17 protein-coding genes are annotated in these 15,763 nt (G+C 62.6%); 12 read left to right on the top strand and 5 right to left on the bottom strand.

Going from position 1 to position 15,763, the window contains the following annotated elements:
- The first annotated feature begins 6 nt into the window (after positions 1 to 6).
- From urtA to ureC, 11 genes are all read left to right on the top strand, one after another.
- Positions 7 to 1,272 carry an urea ABC transporter substrate-binding protein gene (gene urtA, locus HU762_RS15805; protein ID WP_186638585.1) on the top strand — a complete coding sequence of 422 codons (1,266 nt, stop codon included), beginning with the start codon at positions 7 to 9 and terminating at the stop codon, positions 1,270 to 1,272.
- Between the two features lie 153 nt (positions 1,273 to 1,425).
- Positions 1,426 to 2,928, top strand: a complete 1,503-nt coding sequence (gene urtB, locus HU762_RS15800) for an urea ABC transporter permease subunit UrtB (protein WP_186638583.1) — start codon at positions 1,426 to 1,428, stop codon at positions 2,926 to 2,928.
- Entirely contained in the window at positions 2,928 to 4,007 is a 1,080-nt protein-coding gene (gene urtC / locus HU762_RS15795; protein ID WP_186638581.1) for an urea ABC transporter permease subunit UrtC, read from the top strand. The genes urtB and urtC overlap by 1 nt, the downstream gene beginning before the upstream one ends.
- Positions 4,004 to 4,864, top strand: coding sequence for an urea ABC transporter ATP-binding protein UrtD (urtD, locus tag HU762_RS15790; RefSeq protein ID WP_186638574.1), 861 nt, complete (start codon positions 4,004 to 4,006; stop codon positions 4,862 to 4,864). The genes urtC and urtD overlap by 4 nt, the downstream gene beginning before the upstream one ends.
- Before the next feature lie 172 nt (positions 4,865 to 5,036).
- Complete coding sequence (gene urtE, locus HU762_RS15785; RefSeq protein WP_018611889.1) at positions 5,037 to 5,735, top strand: urea ABC transporter ATP-binding subunit UrtE; 699 nt, start codon at positions 5,037 to 5,039, stop codon at positions 5,733 to 5,735.
- 30 nt (positions 5,736 to 5,765) lie between these two features.
- Positions 5,766 to 6,608, top strand: a complete 843-nt coding sequence (locus tag HU762_RS15780) for an urease accessory protein UreD (protein ID WP_186638572.1) — start codon at positions 5,766 to 5,768, stop codon at positions 6,606 to 6,608.
- Positions 6,609 to 6,671: 63 nt separating this feature from the next.
- Positions 6,672 to 6,974 (top strand): urease subunit gamma, encoded by a 303-nt coding sequence (gene ureA / locus HU762_RS15775; protein ID WP_074873350.1) that lies wholly within the window; start codon positions 6,672 to 6,674, stop codon positions 6,972 to 6,974.
- Between the two features lie 9 nt (positions 6,975 to 6,983).
- On the top strand, positions 6,984 to 7,517 hold the full coding sequence (locus tag HU762_RS15770) for a GNAT family N-acetyltransferase (protein ID WP_186638570.1): 534 nt from the start codon (positions 6,984 to 6,986) through the stop codon (positions 7,515 to 7,517).
- A 5-nt stretch (positions 7,518 to 7,522) separates the two neighbouring features.
- The gene (locus HU762_RS15765) at positions 7,523 to 8,056 is read left to right on the top strand and encodes a GNAT family N-acetyltransferase (protein WP_186638569.1); all 534 of its coding nucleotides are present in this window, start codon (positions 7,523 to 7,525) and stop codon (positions 8,054 to 8,056) included.
- Entirely contained in the window at positions 8,053 to 8,361 is a 309-nt protein-coding gene (locus HU762_RS15760; RefSeq protein WP_186638568.1) for an urease subunit beta, read from the top strand. The genes HU762_RS15765 and HU762_RS15760 overlap by 4 nt, the downstream gene beginning before the upstream one ends.
- Before the next feature lie 123 nt (positions 8,362 to 8,484).
- A complete protein-coding gene (gene ureC / locus HU762_RS15755) occupies positions 8,485 to 10,185 on the top strand; it encodes an urease subunit alpha (RefSeq protein WP_186638567.1) in 1,701 nt (566 codons plus the stop codon).
- A 166-nt stretch (positions 10,186 to 10,351) separates the two neighbouring features.
- On the opposite strand, the gene HU762_RS15750 is transcribed toward ureC, so the two are convergent.
- Together HU762_RS15750 and HU762_RS15745 are read right to left on the bottom strand one after the other, a co-directional pair.
- Positions 10,352 to 10,651 carry a chaperone modulator CbpM gene (locus tag HU762_RS15750; RefSeq protein ID WP_186638566.1) on the bottom strand — a complete coding sequence of 100 codons (300 nt, stop codon included), beginning with the start codon at positions 10,649 to 10,651 and terminating at the stop codon, positions 10,352 to 10,354.
- A gap of 50 nt (positions 10,652 to 10,701) precedes the next feature.
- Positions 10,702 to 11,640: a DnaJ C-terminal domain-containing protein gene (locus HU762_RS15745; RefSeq protein WP_186638565.1), complete on the bottom strand. Its 939-nt coding sequence runs from the start codon at positions 11,638 to 11,640 to the stop codon at positions 10,702 to 10,704.
- Positions 11,641 to 11,932: 292 nt separating this feature from the next.
- On the opposite strand from HU762_RS15745, the gene HU762_RS15740 reads away from it, so the two are divergent.
- A complete protein-coding gene (locus tag HU762_RS15740; RefSeq protein WP_186638563.1) occupies positions 11,933 to 13,207 on the top strand; it encodes an Hsp70 family protein in 1,275 nt (424 codons plus the stop codon).
- Positions 13,208 to 13,264: 57 nt separating this feature from the next.
- On the opposite strand, the gene HU762_RS15735 is transcribed toward HU762_RS15740, so the two are convergent.
- The 3 genes from HU762_RS15735 to HU762_RS15725 all read right to left on the bottom strand — a co-directional run bounded on the left by HU762_RS15735 (position 13,265) and on the right by HU762_RS15725 (position 15,729).
- On the bottom strand, positions 13,265 to 14,278 hold the full coding sequence (locus HU762_RS15735) for a hypothetical protein (protein ID WP_186610775.1): 1,014 nt from the start codon (positions 14,276 to 14,278) through the stop codon (positions 13,265 to 13,267).
- Positions 14,279 to 14,416: 138 nt separating this feature from the next.
- Positions 14,417 to 14,713 carry a PsiF family protein gene (locus tag HU762_RS15730; RefSeq protein WP_186610774.1) on the bottom strand — a complete coding sequence of 99 codons (297 nt, stop codon included), beginning with the start codon at positions 14,711 to 14,713 and terminating at the stop codon, positions 14,417 to 14,419.
- A 125-nt stretch (positions 14,714 to 14,838) separates the two neighbouring features.
- The gene (locus tag HU762_RS15725; RefSeq protein ID WP_186638562.1) at positions 14,839 to 15,729 is read right to left on the bottom strand and encodes a triacylglycerol lipase; all 891 of its coding nucleotides are present in this window, start codon (positions 15,727 to 15,729) and stop codon (positions 14,839 to 14,841) included.
- Between the last annotated feature and the right edge of the window lie 34 nt (positions 15,730 to 15,763).

Here is a 15,763-nt window from a genome sequence, read left to right as displayed (position 1 = left end):
CGCACCATGAAGCGTCGTAGCTTGATCAAGGCTTTTACACTCTCGGCGAGCATTGCCGCGATGGGCATGGCCTGGACCGTCCAGGCCGCCGAGACCATCAAGGTCGGCATCCTGCATTCGCTGTCCGGCACCATGGCGATCTCCGAGACGTCCCTCAAGGACATGGCGCTGATGACCATCGACGAGATCAATGCCAAGGGTGGTGTGAACGGCAAGAAGCTTGAGGCGGTGGTCGTGGACCCGGCGTCGAACTGGCCGCTGTTCGCCGAAAAGGGCCGGCAGTTGCTGACCCAGGACAAGGTCGCCGTGGTGTTCGGCTGCTGGACCTCGGTGTCGCGCAAATCGGTGTTGCCGGTGTTCGAAGAACTCAACGGCCTGCTGTTCTACCCGGTGCAATACGAAGGCGAAGAAATGTCGCCGAACGTGTTCTACACCGGCGCCGCGCCGAACCAGCAGGCGATTCCGGCGGTGGAATACCTGATGAGCGAAGAAGGCGGCAGCGCCAAGCGCTACTTCCTGCTCGGCACCGACTATGTCTACCCGCGCACCACCAACAAAATCCTGCGTTCGTTCCTGCACTCCAAAGGCGTGGCGGACAAGGACATTGAAGAGGTCTACACCCCGTTCGGCCACAGCGATTACCAGACCATCGTCGCCAACATCAAAAAGTTCTCGGCCGGCGGCAAGACCGCGGTCATCTCCACGGTCAATGGCGACTCCAACGTGCCGTTCTACAAAGAACTGGCGAACCAGGGCCTGAAGGCCACCGACGTACCGGTCGTGGCGTTCTCGGTGGGCGAAGAGGAACTGCGCGGCATCGACACCAAGCCGCTGGTGGGCAACCTGGCGGCGTGGAACTACTTCGAATCCGTGGATAACCCGGCGAACAAGAAATTCGTCGACGCCTGGAAGGCCTACGCCAAGGCGAAGAACCTGCCGGGCGCCGACAAAGCCGTGACCAACGACCCGATGGAGGCCACGTACGTGGGTATCCACATGTGGGCCCAAGCGGTGGAAAAAGCCAAGTCCACCGATGTCGATAAAGTCCGCGAAGCCCTGGCCGGCCAGACCTTTGCCGCACCGTCGGGCTACACCCTGACCATGGACAAGACCAACCACCACCTGCACAAGCCAGTGATGATCGGCGAGATCCAGGCCGACGGTCAGTTCAACGTGGTCTGGCAGACCGAAGGGCCGATCCGCGCGCAACCTTGGAGCCCGTTCATTTCCGGCAACGACAAGAAGCCTGACTATGCGGTGAAGAGCAACTGAGCCCGGGAAAAAGCCCCTAACCCTGCTGATCGTTCCCACGCTCTGCGTGGGAATGCCTCACCGGACGCTCTGCGTCCACCATGGGACGCGGAGCGTCCCGGGCTGCGTTCCCACGCGGAGCGTGGGAACGATCAAACACGCAAGGCCAAGCATATGCCCACCGCCCTTTACCGCCTCATCCTCGCCCTGGTGCTGCTGTTACCACTGGGAGCCCACGCCGGCGACGCCGAAGACTTCGTCGCCGCCAACCCGACCCAGCAGGCAAAGCTGCTGGAAACCTGGGCCGCGCAGCCCGACCCGACGCGCGTCGAGTTGATCAATGCCTTGCAGCAAGGCCAGTTGACCGTCGACGGCCAACCCAAAAGCCTGCGCCTGAACAACCGCTTGCGTGGGCTCATCGAAACCGCCCTCGCCAGCCACCAGTTGCTCGCCGTCGATGCCGGCGTACGCCTGGGCGCCGCGCAGCAACTGCAAAAAAGCGCCCGCCCGGCGCAACTGGCCTTCCTCGACCGGCAACTGGCCGGCGAGCAGGACGAAGACGTACACGCCGCCCTGAGCCTGGCCCTGGCGAACCTGCAGCTGGTGGACACCAACCCCTCTGTGCGCCTGGCCGCTGTCCGGCTGCTGGGGGAGACCGGCGATCCGCTGGCCCGCACCCGCCTCGAAGGCTTGCTCGAACCCGGCGTCGAAACCGATGCCGCCGTGCGCACCGCGGCTGAAACCAGCCTTGGCCAGGTCAAGCGCAAACTGCTGATCGGCGAACTGTTGGGCCAAGCCTTCAGCGGCATGTCCCTGGGTTCGATCCTGCTGCTCGCCGCCCTCGGCCTGGCGATTACCTTCGGCCTGCTGGGGGTGATCAACATGGCCCACGGCGAGATGCTGATGCTCGGCGCGTATTCCACCTACGTGGTGCAGATGCTGTTCCAGCGCTTCGCCCCGAACGCCATCGAGTTCTACCCGTTGATCGCCCTGCCGGTGGCATTCTTCATCACTGCAGCCATCGGCATGGCCCTGGAACGCACGGTGATCCGTCATCTCTATGGGCGTCCGCTGGAAACCCTGCTCGCCACGTGGGGCATCAGCCTGATGCTGATCCAACTGGTGCGCCTGGTGTTCGGTGCGCAGAACGTCGAAGTCGCCAACCCGGCCTGGCTGTCGGGCGGGATCCAGGTGTTGCCGAACCTGGTGCTGCCGTACAACCGCATCGTGATCATCGCCTTCGCCCTGTTCGTGGTGGTGCTGACCTGGCTGCTGCTGAACAAGACACGCCTGGGCCTGAACGTGCGCGCCGTGACCCAGAACCGCAACATGGCCGCCTGCTGCGGCGTGCCCACCGGCCGCGTAGACATGCTCGCCTTCGGCCTCGGTTCGGGCATCGCCGGACTCGGTGGCGTGGCCCTGAGCCAGATCGGCAACGTCGGCCCGGACCTGGGCCAGAGCTACATCATCGACTCGTTCCTGGTGGTGGTGCTCGGCGGCGTCGGCCAGTTGGCCGGCAGTGTGTTCGCCGCGTTCGGCCTGGGCATCGCCAACAAGATCCTCGAACCGCAGATCGGCGCCGTGCTTGGCAAAATCCTGATCCTCGCGCTGATCATTCTGTTCATCCAGAAGCGTCCGCAAGGCCTCTTCGCGCTCAAAGGACGGGTAATCGACTGATGAACCAGCCCCTGATGCTCACGGCCACGCAAAAGGCCGGCCCCAAAGTCACCCTCGCCGTCGGCGCGCTGATCCTGGCCGTGCTGCTGAGCCTGCCGTTGCTGTCGCTGTTGGCGGCGGACAATCCGCTGCACATCTCGGCCTACACCCTGACCCTGGTGGGCAAGATTCTCTGCTACGCCATCGTCGCCCTGGCGCTGGACCTGGTCTGGGGCTACGCCGGCTTGCTCTCCCTGGGCCATGGCCTGTTCTTCGCCCTGGGCGGCTATGCCATGGGCATGTACCTGATGCGCCAAGCTGCTGGCGATGGCTTGCCGGCGTTCATGACTTTCCTGTCCTGGACTGAACTGCCCTGGTACTGGGCCGGCACCGACAGTTTCCTCTGGGCGATGTGCCTGGTGGTGCTGGCGCCGGGTTTGCTCGCGCTGGTGTTCGGCTTCTTCGCCTTCCGCTCGCGGATCAAGGGCGTGTATTTCTCGATCATGACCCAGGCCCTGACCTTCGCCGGGATGCTCCTGTTTTTCCGCAACGAAACCGGGTTTGGCGGCAACAACGGCTTCACCAATTTCCGCTCGATCCTGGGCTTTGGCATCACCGAGCCGGGCACCCGGGCGGTGCTGTTTTTTGCCACGGTGCTGTTGCTGGTGACGAGCCTGTTCATCGGCTGGCGCCTGGCCCGCAGCAAGTTCGGTCGGGTATTGACCGCCCTGCGCGACGCGGAAAACCGCCTGATGTTCTGCGGTTACGATCCCCGTGGTTTCAAGCTGTTCGTCTGGGTGTTGAGCGCAATGTTGTGCGGCTTGGCGGGTGCGCTGTACGTGCCGCAGGTTGGCATCATCAACCCCAGCGAGATGTCACCGACCAACTCCATCGAAGCCGCTGTGTGGGTTGCCCTTGGCGGGCGCGGCACGTTGATCGGGCCGTTGCTGGGCGCCGGTGTGGTCAACGGCATGAAGAGCTGGTTCACCGTGGCGTTTCCTGAATATTGGCTGTTCTTCCTCGGTGCATTGTTCATCGTCGTGACCCTGTATCTGCCTAAAGGTGTGATCGGCTTGCTGAAGAAGAGAGGCGAACAATGAGAATCACCCCGACAGCCGATTTCATGCTCGAACCGATCCTTGAGCCTAACAAAGACCAAGGCAGCAGCCGCGACGCCATCGGCCTTGGCCAGGCGGCCGGCGTGGGCCTGAACACCCGCCACGGCACCATCCTGACCCTGGAAGACATCAGCGTCAGCTTCGATGGTTTCAAGGCCTTGAACGATTTGAACCTGTACATCGGCGTCGGCGAATTGCGCTGCATCATCGGCCCCAACGGTGCCGGCAAGACCACCCTGATGGACGTGATCACCGGCAAGACCCGCCCCAGCCATGGCAAGGCCTGGTTCGGCGAAACCCTCGACCTGACGACCATGAGCGAAGTGCAGATCGCCCAGGCCGGCATCGGGCGCAAGTTCCAGAAGCCCACGGTATTCGAAGCCCTGAGCGTGTTCGAGAACCTGGAGCTGGCGCTCAAGACCGACAAATCGGTGTGGGCCAGCCTGCGGGCAAAACTGAACGGCGAGCAGCACGACCGCATCAGCCAAGTGCTCGAGACCATCCGCCTCACCACCTCGGTCAATCGCGCCGCCGGTCTCTTGTCCCATGGCCAGAAACAATTCCTGGAGATCGGCATGCTGTTGGTCCAGGACCCGCAACTGTTGCTGCTCGACGAACCGGTGGCGGGCATGACCGACGCCGAGACCGAGTTTACCGCCGAGCTGTTCAAGTCCCTGGCGGGCAAGCATTCGCTGATGGTGGTGGAGCACGACATGGGCTTCGTCGGCGCGATTGCCGACCACGTCACCGTGCTGCACCAGGGCAGTGTGCTGGCCGAGGGGTCGCTGGAACAGGTGCAGGCCGATGAGCGAGTGATCGAGGTGTATCTCGGTCGCTGAGGCGATAGGAGTTGGTTTTGATCGTTCCCACGCTCTGCGTGGTAACGCCGCCTGGGACGCTCCGCGTCCCTTGGTTTGCGCCGGATTCACACCTGCGCAATGGTGACGCAGAGCGTCACAGAATGCATTCCCACGCAGAGCGTGGGAACGATCATTGAGGAGAATCTGGAACATGCTGCAAGTCGACAAGCTGCACCAATACTACGGCGGTAGCCACATCCTGCGGGGCCTGTCGTTCGACGCCAAGGTCGGCGAGGTGACCTGCCTGTTGGGGCGCAACGGCGTGGGCAAGACCACCCTGCTCAAATGCCTGATGGGCCTGTTGCCGGCCAAGGAAGGCGCGGTGAATTGGGAAGGCAAGGCCATCACCACCTTCAAGCCGCACCAACGCGTCCACGCAGGCATTGCCTACGTGCCTCAGGGCCGGGAAATTTTCGGTCGGCTGACGGTGGAAGAAAACCTGCTGATGGGCCTGTCGCGCTTTCCCGGTTCAGAGGCCAAGGAAGTGCCTGCGTTCATCTACGAATTGTTCCCGGTACTGCTGCAAATGAAGCAACGCCGTGGCGGCGACTTGTCCGGCGGCCAGCAACAGCAGCTCGCCATTGGCCGGGCCTTGGCCAGCCGTCCGCGCCTGCTGATTCTCGACGAACCCACCGAAGGCATCCAGCCTTCGGTGATCAAGGAAATTGGCGTGGTGATCAAGAAACTCGCGGCCCGGGGCGACATGGCAATCCTGCTGGTGGAGCAGTTCTACGACTTCGCCGCCGAGCTGGCCGATCAATACCTGGTGATGTCCCGGGGCGAGATCGTGCAGCAAGGGCGCGGAGAAAATATGGAAGCCGAGGGTGTGCGCGGGCTGGTTACCATCTAGTCTGTAGCGTCACGACAATAATCAGAAATCATGAATCTACCTGTCTCGCCCTCAGCCTTGTTCACCCCCAGCTGGCACGCCGAGCTGGAATTGGGCTATGCCCGATTCGGCGACTGCACACGCCCGGTCCAGCGTCGCCACAAAGGCCCGCTGCGGGTGCAAAAGCATTTGTACGCCGAGGGGCCCGAGGTGTGCCAACACATCATCGTGCACCCGCCCGGCGGGATTGCCGGCGGCGATCGGCTGGACATCTCGGCCCACGTCGGCGCCGGTGCCTGGGCGCAACTGACGAGCCCCGGCGCGGCCAAGTGGTACCGCGCCGCCGGCCCGGCGTACCAGCAACTGAAGCTGAGCGTGGCGCCCGGCGCAACCCTGGAATGGCTGCCCCAGGAAACCATCGTGTTCAGCGCGGCCCAGGCGGAACTCAGCACCGAAATCGACCTGCAGGGTGACGCCCGGTTGTTCTACTGGGACATGGTTGCCCTCGGCCGGCCGGCCAGTCACGAGCGCTTCGATCTCGGGCATTTTCAATCGCGCCTGGACATCCGCCGCGACGGCCAGTTGTTGTGGCACGAGCGCCAGCGCATCGTCGGCGACGACGGCTTGCTCGACTCGCCCATCGGGCTGGGTGGCGATCCGGTATTCGCCACGTTATTAGTCACTGGCGAGATCGACGGCGAACTGCTGGAGCAATGCCGATCGCTGGGCCATGCCGTGCGCGGCGACCTGACGCAATTACCCGGCCTGCTCGTGGCACGTTGCCTGGCGAGCGAGGCGCTGCTCGCGCGGGGATGGTTGATCGAATTGTGGCGTTTGCTCAGGCCAGCACTGTTGGGAAGAGAGGCCATGCCGCCAAGAATCTGGAGTACCTGACTCTTTCTTCACAAGGGATCTGTATCCAGCCCGAACTTATTTATCTGCCTTATTGGATTGCACATGGACCTGACCCCACGCGAAAAAGACAAGCTGCTGATCTTCACCGCCGGCCTCGTCGCCGAACGGCGCCTGGCCCGAGGTGTGAAGCTCAACTACCCGGAAGCCATGGCCTATATTTCCGCCGCGCTGCTCGAAGGCGCCCGTGACGGCCGGACCGTGGCTGAGCTGATGCATTACGGCACCACGCTGCTGAGCCGCGAGCAGGTGATGGAAGGCATCCCGGAAATGATCCCGGAGATCCAGGTCGAAGCGACGTTTCCTGACGGCACCAAACTGGTCACCGTCCACCAACCCATCGCCTGAGGTCGCGGCATGACTTATCACATTCGTGACGCGCAACCTGCCGACCTGCCGGCAATCCGCGATATCTACAACGATGCCGTGCTCAACACCACGGCGATCTGGAACGAACAGGCCGTGGACCTGGGTAATCGCCAGGCCTGGTTCAGCGCCCGGCGAGCCCAGGGCTACCCTGTATTGGTGGTCGTCGATACCGAGGAAAACGTGCTCGGCTATGCCTCGTTCGGTGACTGGCGGCCCTTCGACGGTTTTCGCCACACCGTCGAGCATTCGGTCTACGTCCGCCACGATCAACGCGGTCATGGCCTCGGCCCGTTATTGATGTTGGCCCTGATCGAACGCGCCAAGGCCTGCGGTAAACACGTGATGGTCGCCGCCATCGAGAGCGGCAACGCGGCCTCGATTCGCCTGCACGAACGCGCGGGTTTCACCATCACCGGGCAGATGCCCCAGGTGGGTACCAAGTTTGGCCGCTGGCTGGACCTGACCTTCATGCAGTTGGTCCTCAACCCCGGGGCGTCACCGCCCGCCATCGACAAGGAGTGATACCGATGAACGCCGCCCAGTTGCGACGAGTCCACGTTGAAAGCTTCGCGCATTACCGCCAAGGCTTGATTGATCTGCTGCTCGACGCCGTGGGCTATGGCGCCAGTGTGGGGTTCATGGCCGACCTCGATGCCGACCAGGCCCGCGCCTATTTCGACGAGGTCCAGGCCAGCCTCGACCAGGGCGATCTGCTGCTTTGGGTGGTGGTCAAGGACGAGCAGGTGCAGGCCAGCGTCCAGCTCGCCCTGTGCCAGAAACCCAACGGCCTGAACCGCGCCGAAGTGCAAAAGCTGCTGGTACGTGGCGACGCCCGTCGCCGCGGCCTGGGCCAACAATTGATGAACGCCCTGGAGCTCGGTGCCCGCCAGCACAAGCGTGGCCTGCTGTACCTCGACACCGAGGCCGGCTCCGAGGCCGAGGCGTTCTACCGCGCGATGGGCTACACCCGCGTCGGTGAACTGCCCAACTACTGCCAGAGCCCAGACGGGACCTACACCCCGACCGCCATTTACTACAAAATTTTGGGGCAACCGCAATGATCCCAGGTCAGTACCAGATCGCGCCCGGCGACATCGAGCTCAACGTCGGCCGCCGCACCCTTACGCTGAAAGTCGCCAACAGCGGTGATCGGCCGATCCAGGTCGGCTCGCACTATCACTTTTTCGAAACCAACGACGCCCTGGCCTTCGACCGCGCCGCCAGCCGTGGCATGCGCCTGAACATCCCGGCCGGCACCGCCGTGCGTTTCGAGCCGGGCCAGAGCCGCGAGGTGGAGCTGGTGGATCTGGCCGGGCATCGCAGGGTGTTCGGGTTTGCCGGGCGGGTCATGGGCGACCTGGACTAAGCGTCAGCTCGTTCCCACGCTCTGCGTGGGAATGCATCCCGTGACGCTCCGCGTCACACAAGCGGACGCAGAGCGTCCATGGCGGCATTCCCACGCAGAGCGTGGGAACGATCAGGAAAGCACATGAAGATTTCGAGACAAGCCTACGCCGACATGTTCGGCCCCACCGTCGGCGACAAGGTCCGTCTGGCCGACACCGAGCTGTGGATCGAAGTGGAAAAGGACTTCACCACCTACGGCGAAGAAGTGAAGTTCGGCGGTGGCAAAGTGATTCGCGACGGCATGGGCCAGAGCCAGCTGCTGGCCGCCGAGGTCGTCGACACGCTGATCACCAACGCGCTGATCATTGATCACTGGGGCATCGTCAAGGCTGATGTCGGCCTCAAGGACGGGCGCATCGCCGCCATCGGCAAGGCCGGCAACCCGGACATCCAGCCCGATGTGACCATCGCCATCGGCGCCAGCACCGAAGTGATCGCCGGCGAAGGCATGATCCTCACGGCGGGGGGTATCGACACCCACATCCATTTCATCTGCCCGCAGCAGATCGAAGAGGCGCTGATGAGTGGCGTCACCACCATGATCGGCGGCGGCACGGGCCCGGCCACCGGGACCAACGCCACCACCTGCACCTCCGGCCCGTGGCATCTGGCGCGCATGCTCCAGGCCGCCGACGCGTTCGCGATGAACATCGGTTTCACCGGCAAGGGCAACGCCAGCTTGCCGGAACCATTGATCGAACAGGTCAAGGCCGGCGCCATCGGCCTCAAGCTGCACGAAGACTGGGGCACCACGCCGGCGGCCATCGACAACTGCCTGAGCGTCGCCGACCAATATGACGTACAGGTGGCGATCCACACCGACACCCTCAACGAATCCGGCTTCGTCGAAACCACCCTGGCCGCGTTCAAGGGCCGCACCATCCACACCTACCACACCGAAGGCGCCGGTGGCGGCCATGCGCCGGACATCATCAAGGCTTGCGGCTTCCCTAACGTGTTGCCCAGTTCGACCAACCCGACCCGGCCGTTCACCCGCAATACCATCGACGAGCACCTGGACATGTTGATGGTCTGCCATCACCTCGACCCGAGCATCGCCGAAGACGTGGCCTTCGCCGAAAGCCGCATCCGTCGCGAAACCATCGCCGCCGAAGACATCCTCCACGACCTCGGCGCCTTCTCGATGATCAGTTCCGACAGTCAGGCGATGGGCCGCGTCGGTGAAGTCATCACCCGCACCTGGCAGACCGCCGACAAGATGAAGAAGCAACGCGGCGCCCTGCCCGGCGATGGCGAAGGCAACGACAATTTCCGCATCAAGCGCTACATCGCCAAGTACACCATCAACCCAGCGATCACCCACGGCATCAGCCATGAAGTGGGCTCCGTCGAAGTCGGGAAATGGGCCGACCTGGTGCTTTGGCGCCCGGCGTTCTTTGGTGTCAAGCCGACGCTGATTCTCAAGGGCGGGGCGATTGCCGCCAGCCTGATGGGTGACGCCAACGCTTCGATTCCGACGCCGCAACCCGTGCACTACCGGCCGATGTTCGCCAGCTTTGGCGGCTCGCGGCATGCCACCAGCCTGACCTTCATCAGCCAGGCCGCCGCCGAGGCTGGGTTGCCGGAACAGCTAGGGCTGAAGAAGAAAATCGCCGTGGTAAAGGGTTGCCGCGATGTGCAGAAGACTGACCTGATCCACAACGACTACCTGCCGAACATCGATGTCGATCCGCAGACCTATCAGGTCAAGGCCGATGGGGTGTTGTTGTGGTGCGAGCCGGCTGATGTGCTGCCGATGGCGCAGCGGTATTTTCTGTTTTGATGAAAGGAGATACCTGACCGAGCGCAGAACCTGTGACGAGGGAGCTTGCTCCCGCTCGGTTGCGTAGCAGCCGCAAAAAAGCGCGGCCGCTGCGCCCAAAGCGTCGGACCGGCCCAGCGGGAGCAAGCTCCCTCGCCACAAATGCAGTCGGCCCAGCGAACGCGTGTCACTCCACCAACCGCCCCAGCCGCTGCTTGAGCATGCGGTTTTCGCTTCGCAGTTGCTGGACCTCTTCCAGCAGGTCCAGTGCCAGGGCGACCCCTTCCCATTCCAGCTCCAACTCGCGGCGCAACTTGGCGGCACGCTTGGCCAGGATCAGTTCGTAATCGGTAAAGCGCCAGTCCGTCGGTGCCGCACCGTGAGGCTCGAGGATGCCATGCCGGACGATTTCGATGACATGGATATCCTGCAACGCAGCGGCCTCGCAGAAATCCACCAGGTTCAGTTCAACGATCGGGTTGTTCATGATCTGCTTCTCCCAATGCTTTAACGGGCGGTCGCCCAAGTCCGCAGCGGTCAGAAATTCTCTCGTGGATCGAACGCGGCTTTCTTCGCCAGTTCAGCCCACAAGGCCTTGACTGATTCGTCGCTGGCCTTCGGCATCACCGCCTTGAGCTGCACGAACAGGTAGCCTCGCTCGCCGGCCTTGTTACGCAAGCCGTGACCCTTGGCGCGCATGCGCTGGCCATTCTGGCTGCCCGCCGGGATCTTGAGGTTGATCTTGCCGGTGAGGGTCGGCACCGCCACTTCGGTGCCCAGCGCCAATTCCCACGGCGCCAGCGGCAAGGTGATGATCAGGTCCTGGCCCTCGACGTCGAACTTGGGATGCGGGGCGAAGCGAATGGTCAGGTACAAGTCACCATTGGCGCCACCACCGATACCGGGCGCACCCTGGCCTTTCAGGCGGATACGTTCGCCATCGGTCACGCCCAATGGAATCTTCACGTTCAGGCTTTTGCTGGTATTGCTGACGTGCTGGCCCGCGGCGTTGTACTGAGGCACCTGGAAGGTGACCTTCTTCGACTCGTTCGACAGGGTCTCTTCCAGGAAGATCGGTAATTCCATTTCCACGTCTTGCCCTCGCCGGCCGGCGCTGCGACCTGATTGTCCGCCACCGAAACCCGGCCCGCGATTACCAAAGATCGAACTGAAGAAGTCCGAGAAGTCACCCGTGTCCTGGCCCCCAAAGCCGCCGCGACTCTGCCAACCCGGCGGCCCTTGGAAAGGCTGGCCGTGCTGGCCGTAACGGCGCAGCTCGTCGTACTCCGCACGTTTTTCGGCGCTTTTCAATGCTTCGTACGCTTCGGAGACGTCCTTGAACTTGGTCTCGGCGTCTTTTTCTTTACTCACGTCCGGGTGATATCTGCGCGCCAGCTTGCGGTAGGCAGCCTTGATCGTGCTGTCGTCCGCCGTCGGCTCCACACCCAGAATCTTGTAATAGTCTTTGAAGTCCATCTAAGCGTTACCATCCGTTATCGATGTCGCACCGCCACGCACGGCATGCCCGGATGTCCGGACACCGGTTGACCGGCCTCAAGGTTGTGACCGGACGGTGCATCAGAAGTTTATCGGCAGCCGGCAGCGGTTCTTGTACCGCCCTGTGCTACCGGACCCATGCCAGCAAGTTTGGGGGTGTCGAGTCGTCTTTCAAGGCCGCTGTTTGCGAATTAGCGGATAACCGGCCTACGAATCCGCCTCGCACTGACATACACTGCGCGGCCGTTTTTTCAACTGGAACCCGAAAGACATGAAAAACGCATCCCCGGCCCGTGCCTGCGGCATCGACTTCGGCACGTCCAACTCCACTGTCGGCTGGCTGCGCCCCGGCATGGAAACGTTGATCGCGCTGGAGGACGACAAGATCACCCTGCCCTCGGTGGTCTTCTTCAATTTCGAGGAGCGTCGCCCGGTGTACGGTCGCCTGGCGCTGCACGAATACCTGGAAGGCTATGAAGGCCGGCTGATGCGTTCGCTCAAGAGCCTGCTGGGCTCCAAGCTGATCAAGCAGGACACCAGCGTGCTCGGCACGGCGATGCCCTTCAAGGATCTGCTGGGGTTGTTCATCGGCCAGTTGAAGAAACGTGCCGAAGCCACCGCCGGTCGGGAATTCGAAGAAGTGGTGCTGGGTCGTCCGGTGTTTTTCGTCGACGACGATGAAATGGCTGACCAGGAAGCGGAAAACACCTTGGTGGACGTCGCCCGAGCCATTGGTTTCAAGGAAGTCTCCTTCCAGTACGAGCCCATTGCGGCAGCCTTTGATTATGAGTCGACCATCGAAAAAGAAGAGTTGGTGCTGATCGTCGACATCGGCGGTGGTACCTCGGACTTTTCCCTGGTGCGCCTGTCCCCCGAACGTCGCACCCACGACAACCGTCACGCCGACATCCTCGCCACCGGTGGCGTGCACATCGGCGGGACCGACTTCGACAAACAACTCAGCCTGCAAGGCTTGATGCCGCTGTTTGGCTACGGCAGCCGGATGAAAAGCGGCGCCTACATGCCCACCAGCCACCACATGAACCTGGCGACCTGGCACACCATCAACGCGGTCTACTCGCAAAAATCGACCCTGGCCCTGGGCAGCATGCGCTACGACATCGAAGACACCGGCGGCATCGACCGGCTGTTCAAGCTGATCGACCAGCGTGCCGGGCACTGGTTGGCGATGGAAGTGGAGGAAACCAAGATCCAGCTGACCCACGCCGACCAACGCCATGTCGCGCTGGACCGCATCGAGCCGGGCCTGAGCGTGGACCTGAGCCGAGCCCTGTTCGAATCGGCGATCGACGGCTTGCTGGAGCGGGTGCGCGGCAGCGTCACGCAATTGCTCAACGATGCCAACGTGCGCGTCGATCAGGTCGATACCGTGTTTTTCACCGGCGGCTCCAGTGGCATCCCGGCGCTGCGCAACAGCGTCTCGGCCATGCTGCCCCAGGCGCGGCATGTGGAAGGCAATATCTTCGGCAGTATTGGCAGCGGGTTGGCGATCGAGGCGATGAAGCGGTATGGGACGCAGGGCTGATGCAGTACCGAGGCGCCTGCTCGCTGTGAGGTCAGTCCAGGCGCCGCGCCTATGGGATCAAACCATCCCCACCTGCTTCAACTCACTCTTGAGATACGCATAATAAATCGGCCCCGCCACCACCCCCGGCAGGCCGAATGCGGCTTCGAACACCAGCATCGCCATGAGCAATTCCCAAGACTTGGCGCTGATCTGTCCGCCGACGATACGGGCATTGAGGAAATACTCGAGCTTGTGGATCACGATCAGGTAGCCCAGCGCCGCCATCGCCACCCAGATCGACAGCGACAAGGCGACGATGGTGATCAGCGTATTGGACATCAGGTTGCCGATGACCGGCAGCAGCCCCAGCAGGAACGTCATCACGATCAGGGTCTTGGTCAACGGCAGCTGGATGCCGAACAGCGGCAGTACCACCGCCAGGAAAATCCCAGTGAAGAAGGTGTTGAGCAGGGAGATCTTGATCTGCGCAAATACGATGTTGCGAAACGCCTTGACCAGCAGGTTCAGCCGATCGAACAGCGCGGCGGCCAAGGGCTTGCGCTTGGTCAGGTCGGGGATGCGCTGCAAGGCGACGATGGCGCCCAGCACCATGCCGATCAGTAGCGTGACGAACATATGGGCCGCGTCCTTGCCCACCAGTTGCAAGTCGCTCAGGTGCTTGCTCATCCAGTCACCGATCGCCACCCGGAACTCGGCGGCGCTGGCCGGCAGATACGCGTCGATGAAGGGCGGCAATTGCCCTCGGGCGCGGTCCACCACGCCCATGAATTTATCCAGGGAAGCGCCAGGGTTTTCCGCTTCATGCAGCAGGAAGCTGAAGGCACCGGCGAAAATCAGGCTCAGTACACTGACCACCAGCGTCCCCAGCAGCGCCACCGCTACCCAACGGGCGCGCCGGCCTTCGATCAACCGTTGCAGCTGCGGCGTGAGCATGTTGACCAGCTCGAACACCAGCAACCCGGCCAACAGGCTCGGCAACAGGCGCAGCGGCAGCACCAGCAACAACCCACCAAAAATGATCACCCAACTGATCACCAACAACACATGACGCTGAGAAAACGTTGGCATACAGCCCCAGAACAAAACGAGCGTGAAAGGATCGGCAGTCTGCCAGCGTTCCGCTGGCAGCACTAGGCATTGTATCGGCCGACCTTGGTCGGGGTTCAGGTGTTTTTTTGCCTCAGGGGCGTAGAAAAATCCAAGGCGTTATTTTTTCTTCAGGCATTCGCTCATGAAGGTCTTGCGAGCATCGCCCTTCAAGGCCTGGGTGGTGGCCGTGGCGTTGCAGGTCTTCATGCGTTCCTGCGGCGTGCTCGGTTCGGCGGCGACCGGAGTGGCCTTCAGGCAGTTGCTCATGAAAGCTTTGCGTTCGTCCCCCTTGAGGGCCTTGGCAGTCGCGTCGGCATTGCAGGTAGTCATCTTGGTCTGTTGGGCCGTGGCGGCGAAGCCCTGGGAACACAGCAGCAAACCGATCATCAACAATGGCACGCGCAGCATCTTCATGGTGTTTCTCCTGGTTGCCGCCCGAGGAGGACGGCGATGAGGTGCAGTGTAGACAAAGCCCGTTACACCTTTCCAGGTCGACTCTCGCGTCGCTGCTGGCGCTGAAGTCGCTAATGCAGGACGGCCTAAACGCCGGCTGACTTCAATCGTTCGGCATGCTCGACAAACAAGCGAATGGGTTCCGCGCCCTTGCCCACCAACCCCAGCGACTGATTGACGATGTCGAAATGGTCCAGCGGGTAGTCATCGCGGATGACCGTGCCCAAGTGCGAGCTGTAGCGTCCGACCATCCCGTCGCACTGCCCCGCCTCGCGCACGAAGGTGCGAGCAAACAACCGGCAACTGCGGTTCGTCCCGTCGAACAGGTTGCGCCCTTTATCGGTCTTGCCCGGCTGCAAGGTCCCGGACCAGGAGTAATAGCGCACGCCACCGACTTCTTCCGGCCCCTGCCCGCCCCAGGTCTGTGGCAACCCCTGTGGATAACGCTCGTTGAACAGCGCTACCCCGGCGGTTGTCAGCGAGGCATGGGAGGCTTGAATGTCGACCGGCAGTCTTGGCCCGTGATACCCGCTGTCCAGCAAGCTCATCATGGCGTTGATCAACCGCAACAAGGCGCTCAGCAATCGTCCTTTGGCGCTGTCGGCCGGGTAATGGGTGTGCAGGTAATCCGCCAGTTCGGAACCGTGGTTGGTGCCGGCCACCGAGGTGACTGACGCGACCAGGTCCGGGCGCCTGGCTGCGGCGTAGCGAGCAGTGAGAGCGCCCTGGCTGTGGCCGATCAGGTTGACCTTCTGCGCGCCGGTGTCGCGCAGGATTTCCTCGATCCGCGCCAAAAGCTGCTCGCCACGCACTTCCGAGGAATGCAGCGGCGAGACCTTCACCGCAACCACCACCGCTCCGCCTCGGCGCAGCGCCGCGACGATGCCATACCAGTACGGATACAACACCAGGCGAATGAAACCGAGCATGCCCGGGACCAGTACCAGCGGGTAGCGAGTGGCGCAGCGCTGCGACATGGCGACATCCTTGAGATCAAAAGTGGTCAGCATC

The organism is Pseudomonas sp. SWRI92, assembly GCF_014268685.1.
In the GTDB taxonomy this organism is placed as follows: domain Bacteria; phylum Pseudomonadota; class Gammaproteobacteria; order Pseudomonadales; family Pseudomonadaceae; genus Aquipseudomonas; species Aquipseudomonas marvdashtae.
This window is presented reverse-complemented; position numbering and strand designations above follow the sequence as displayed.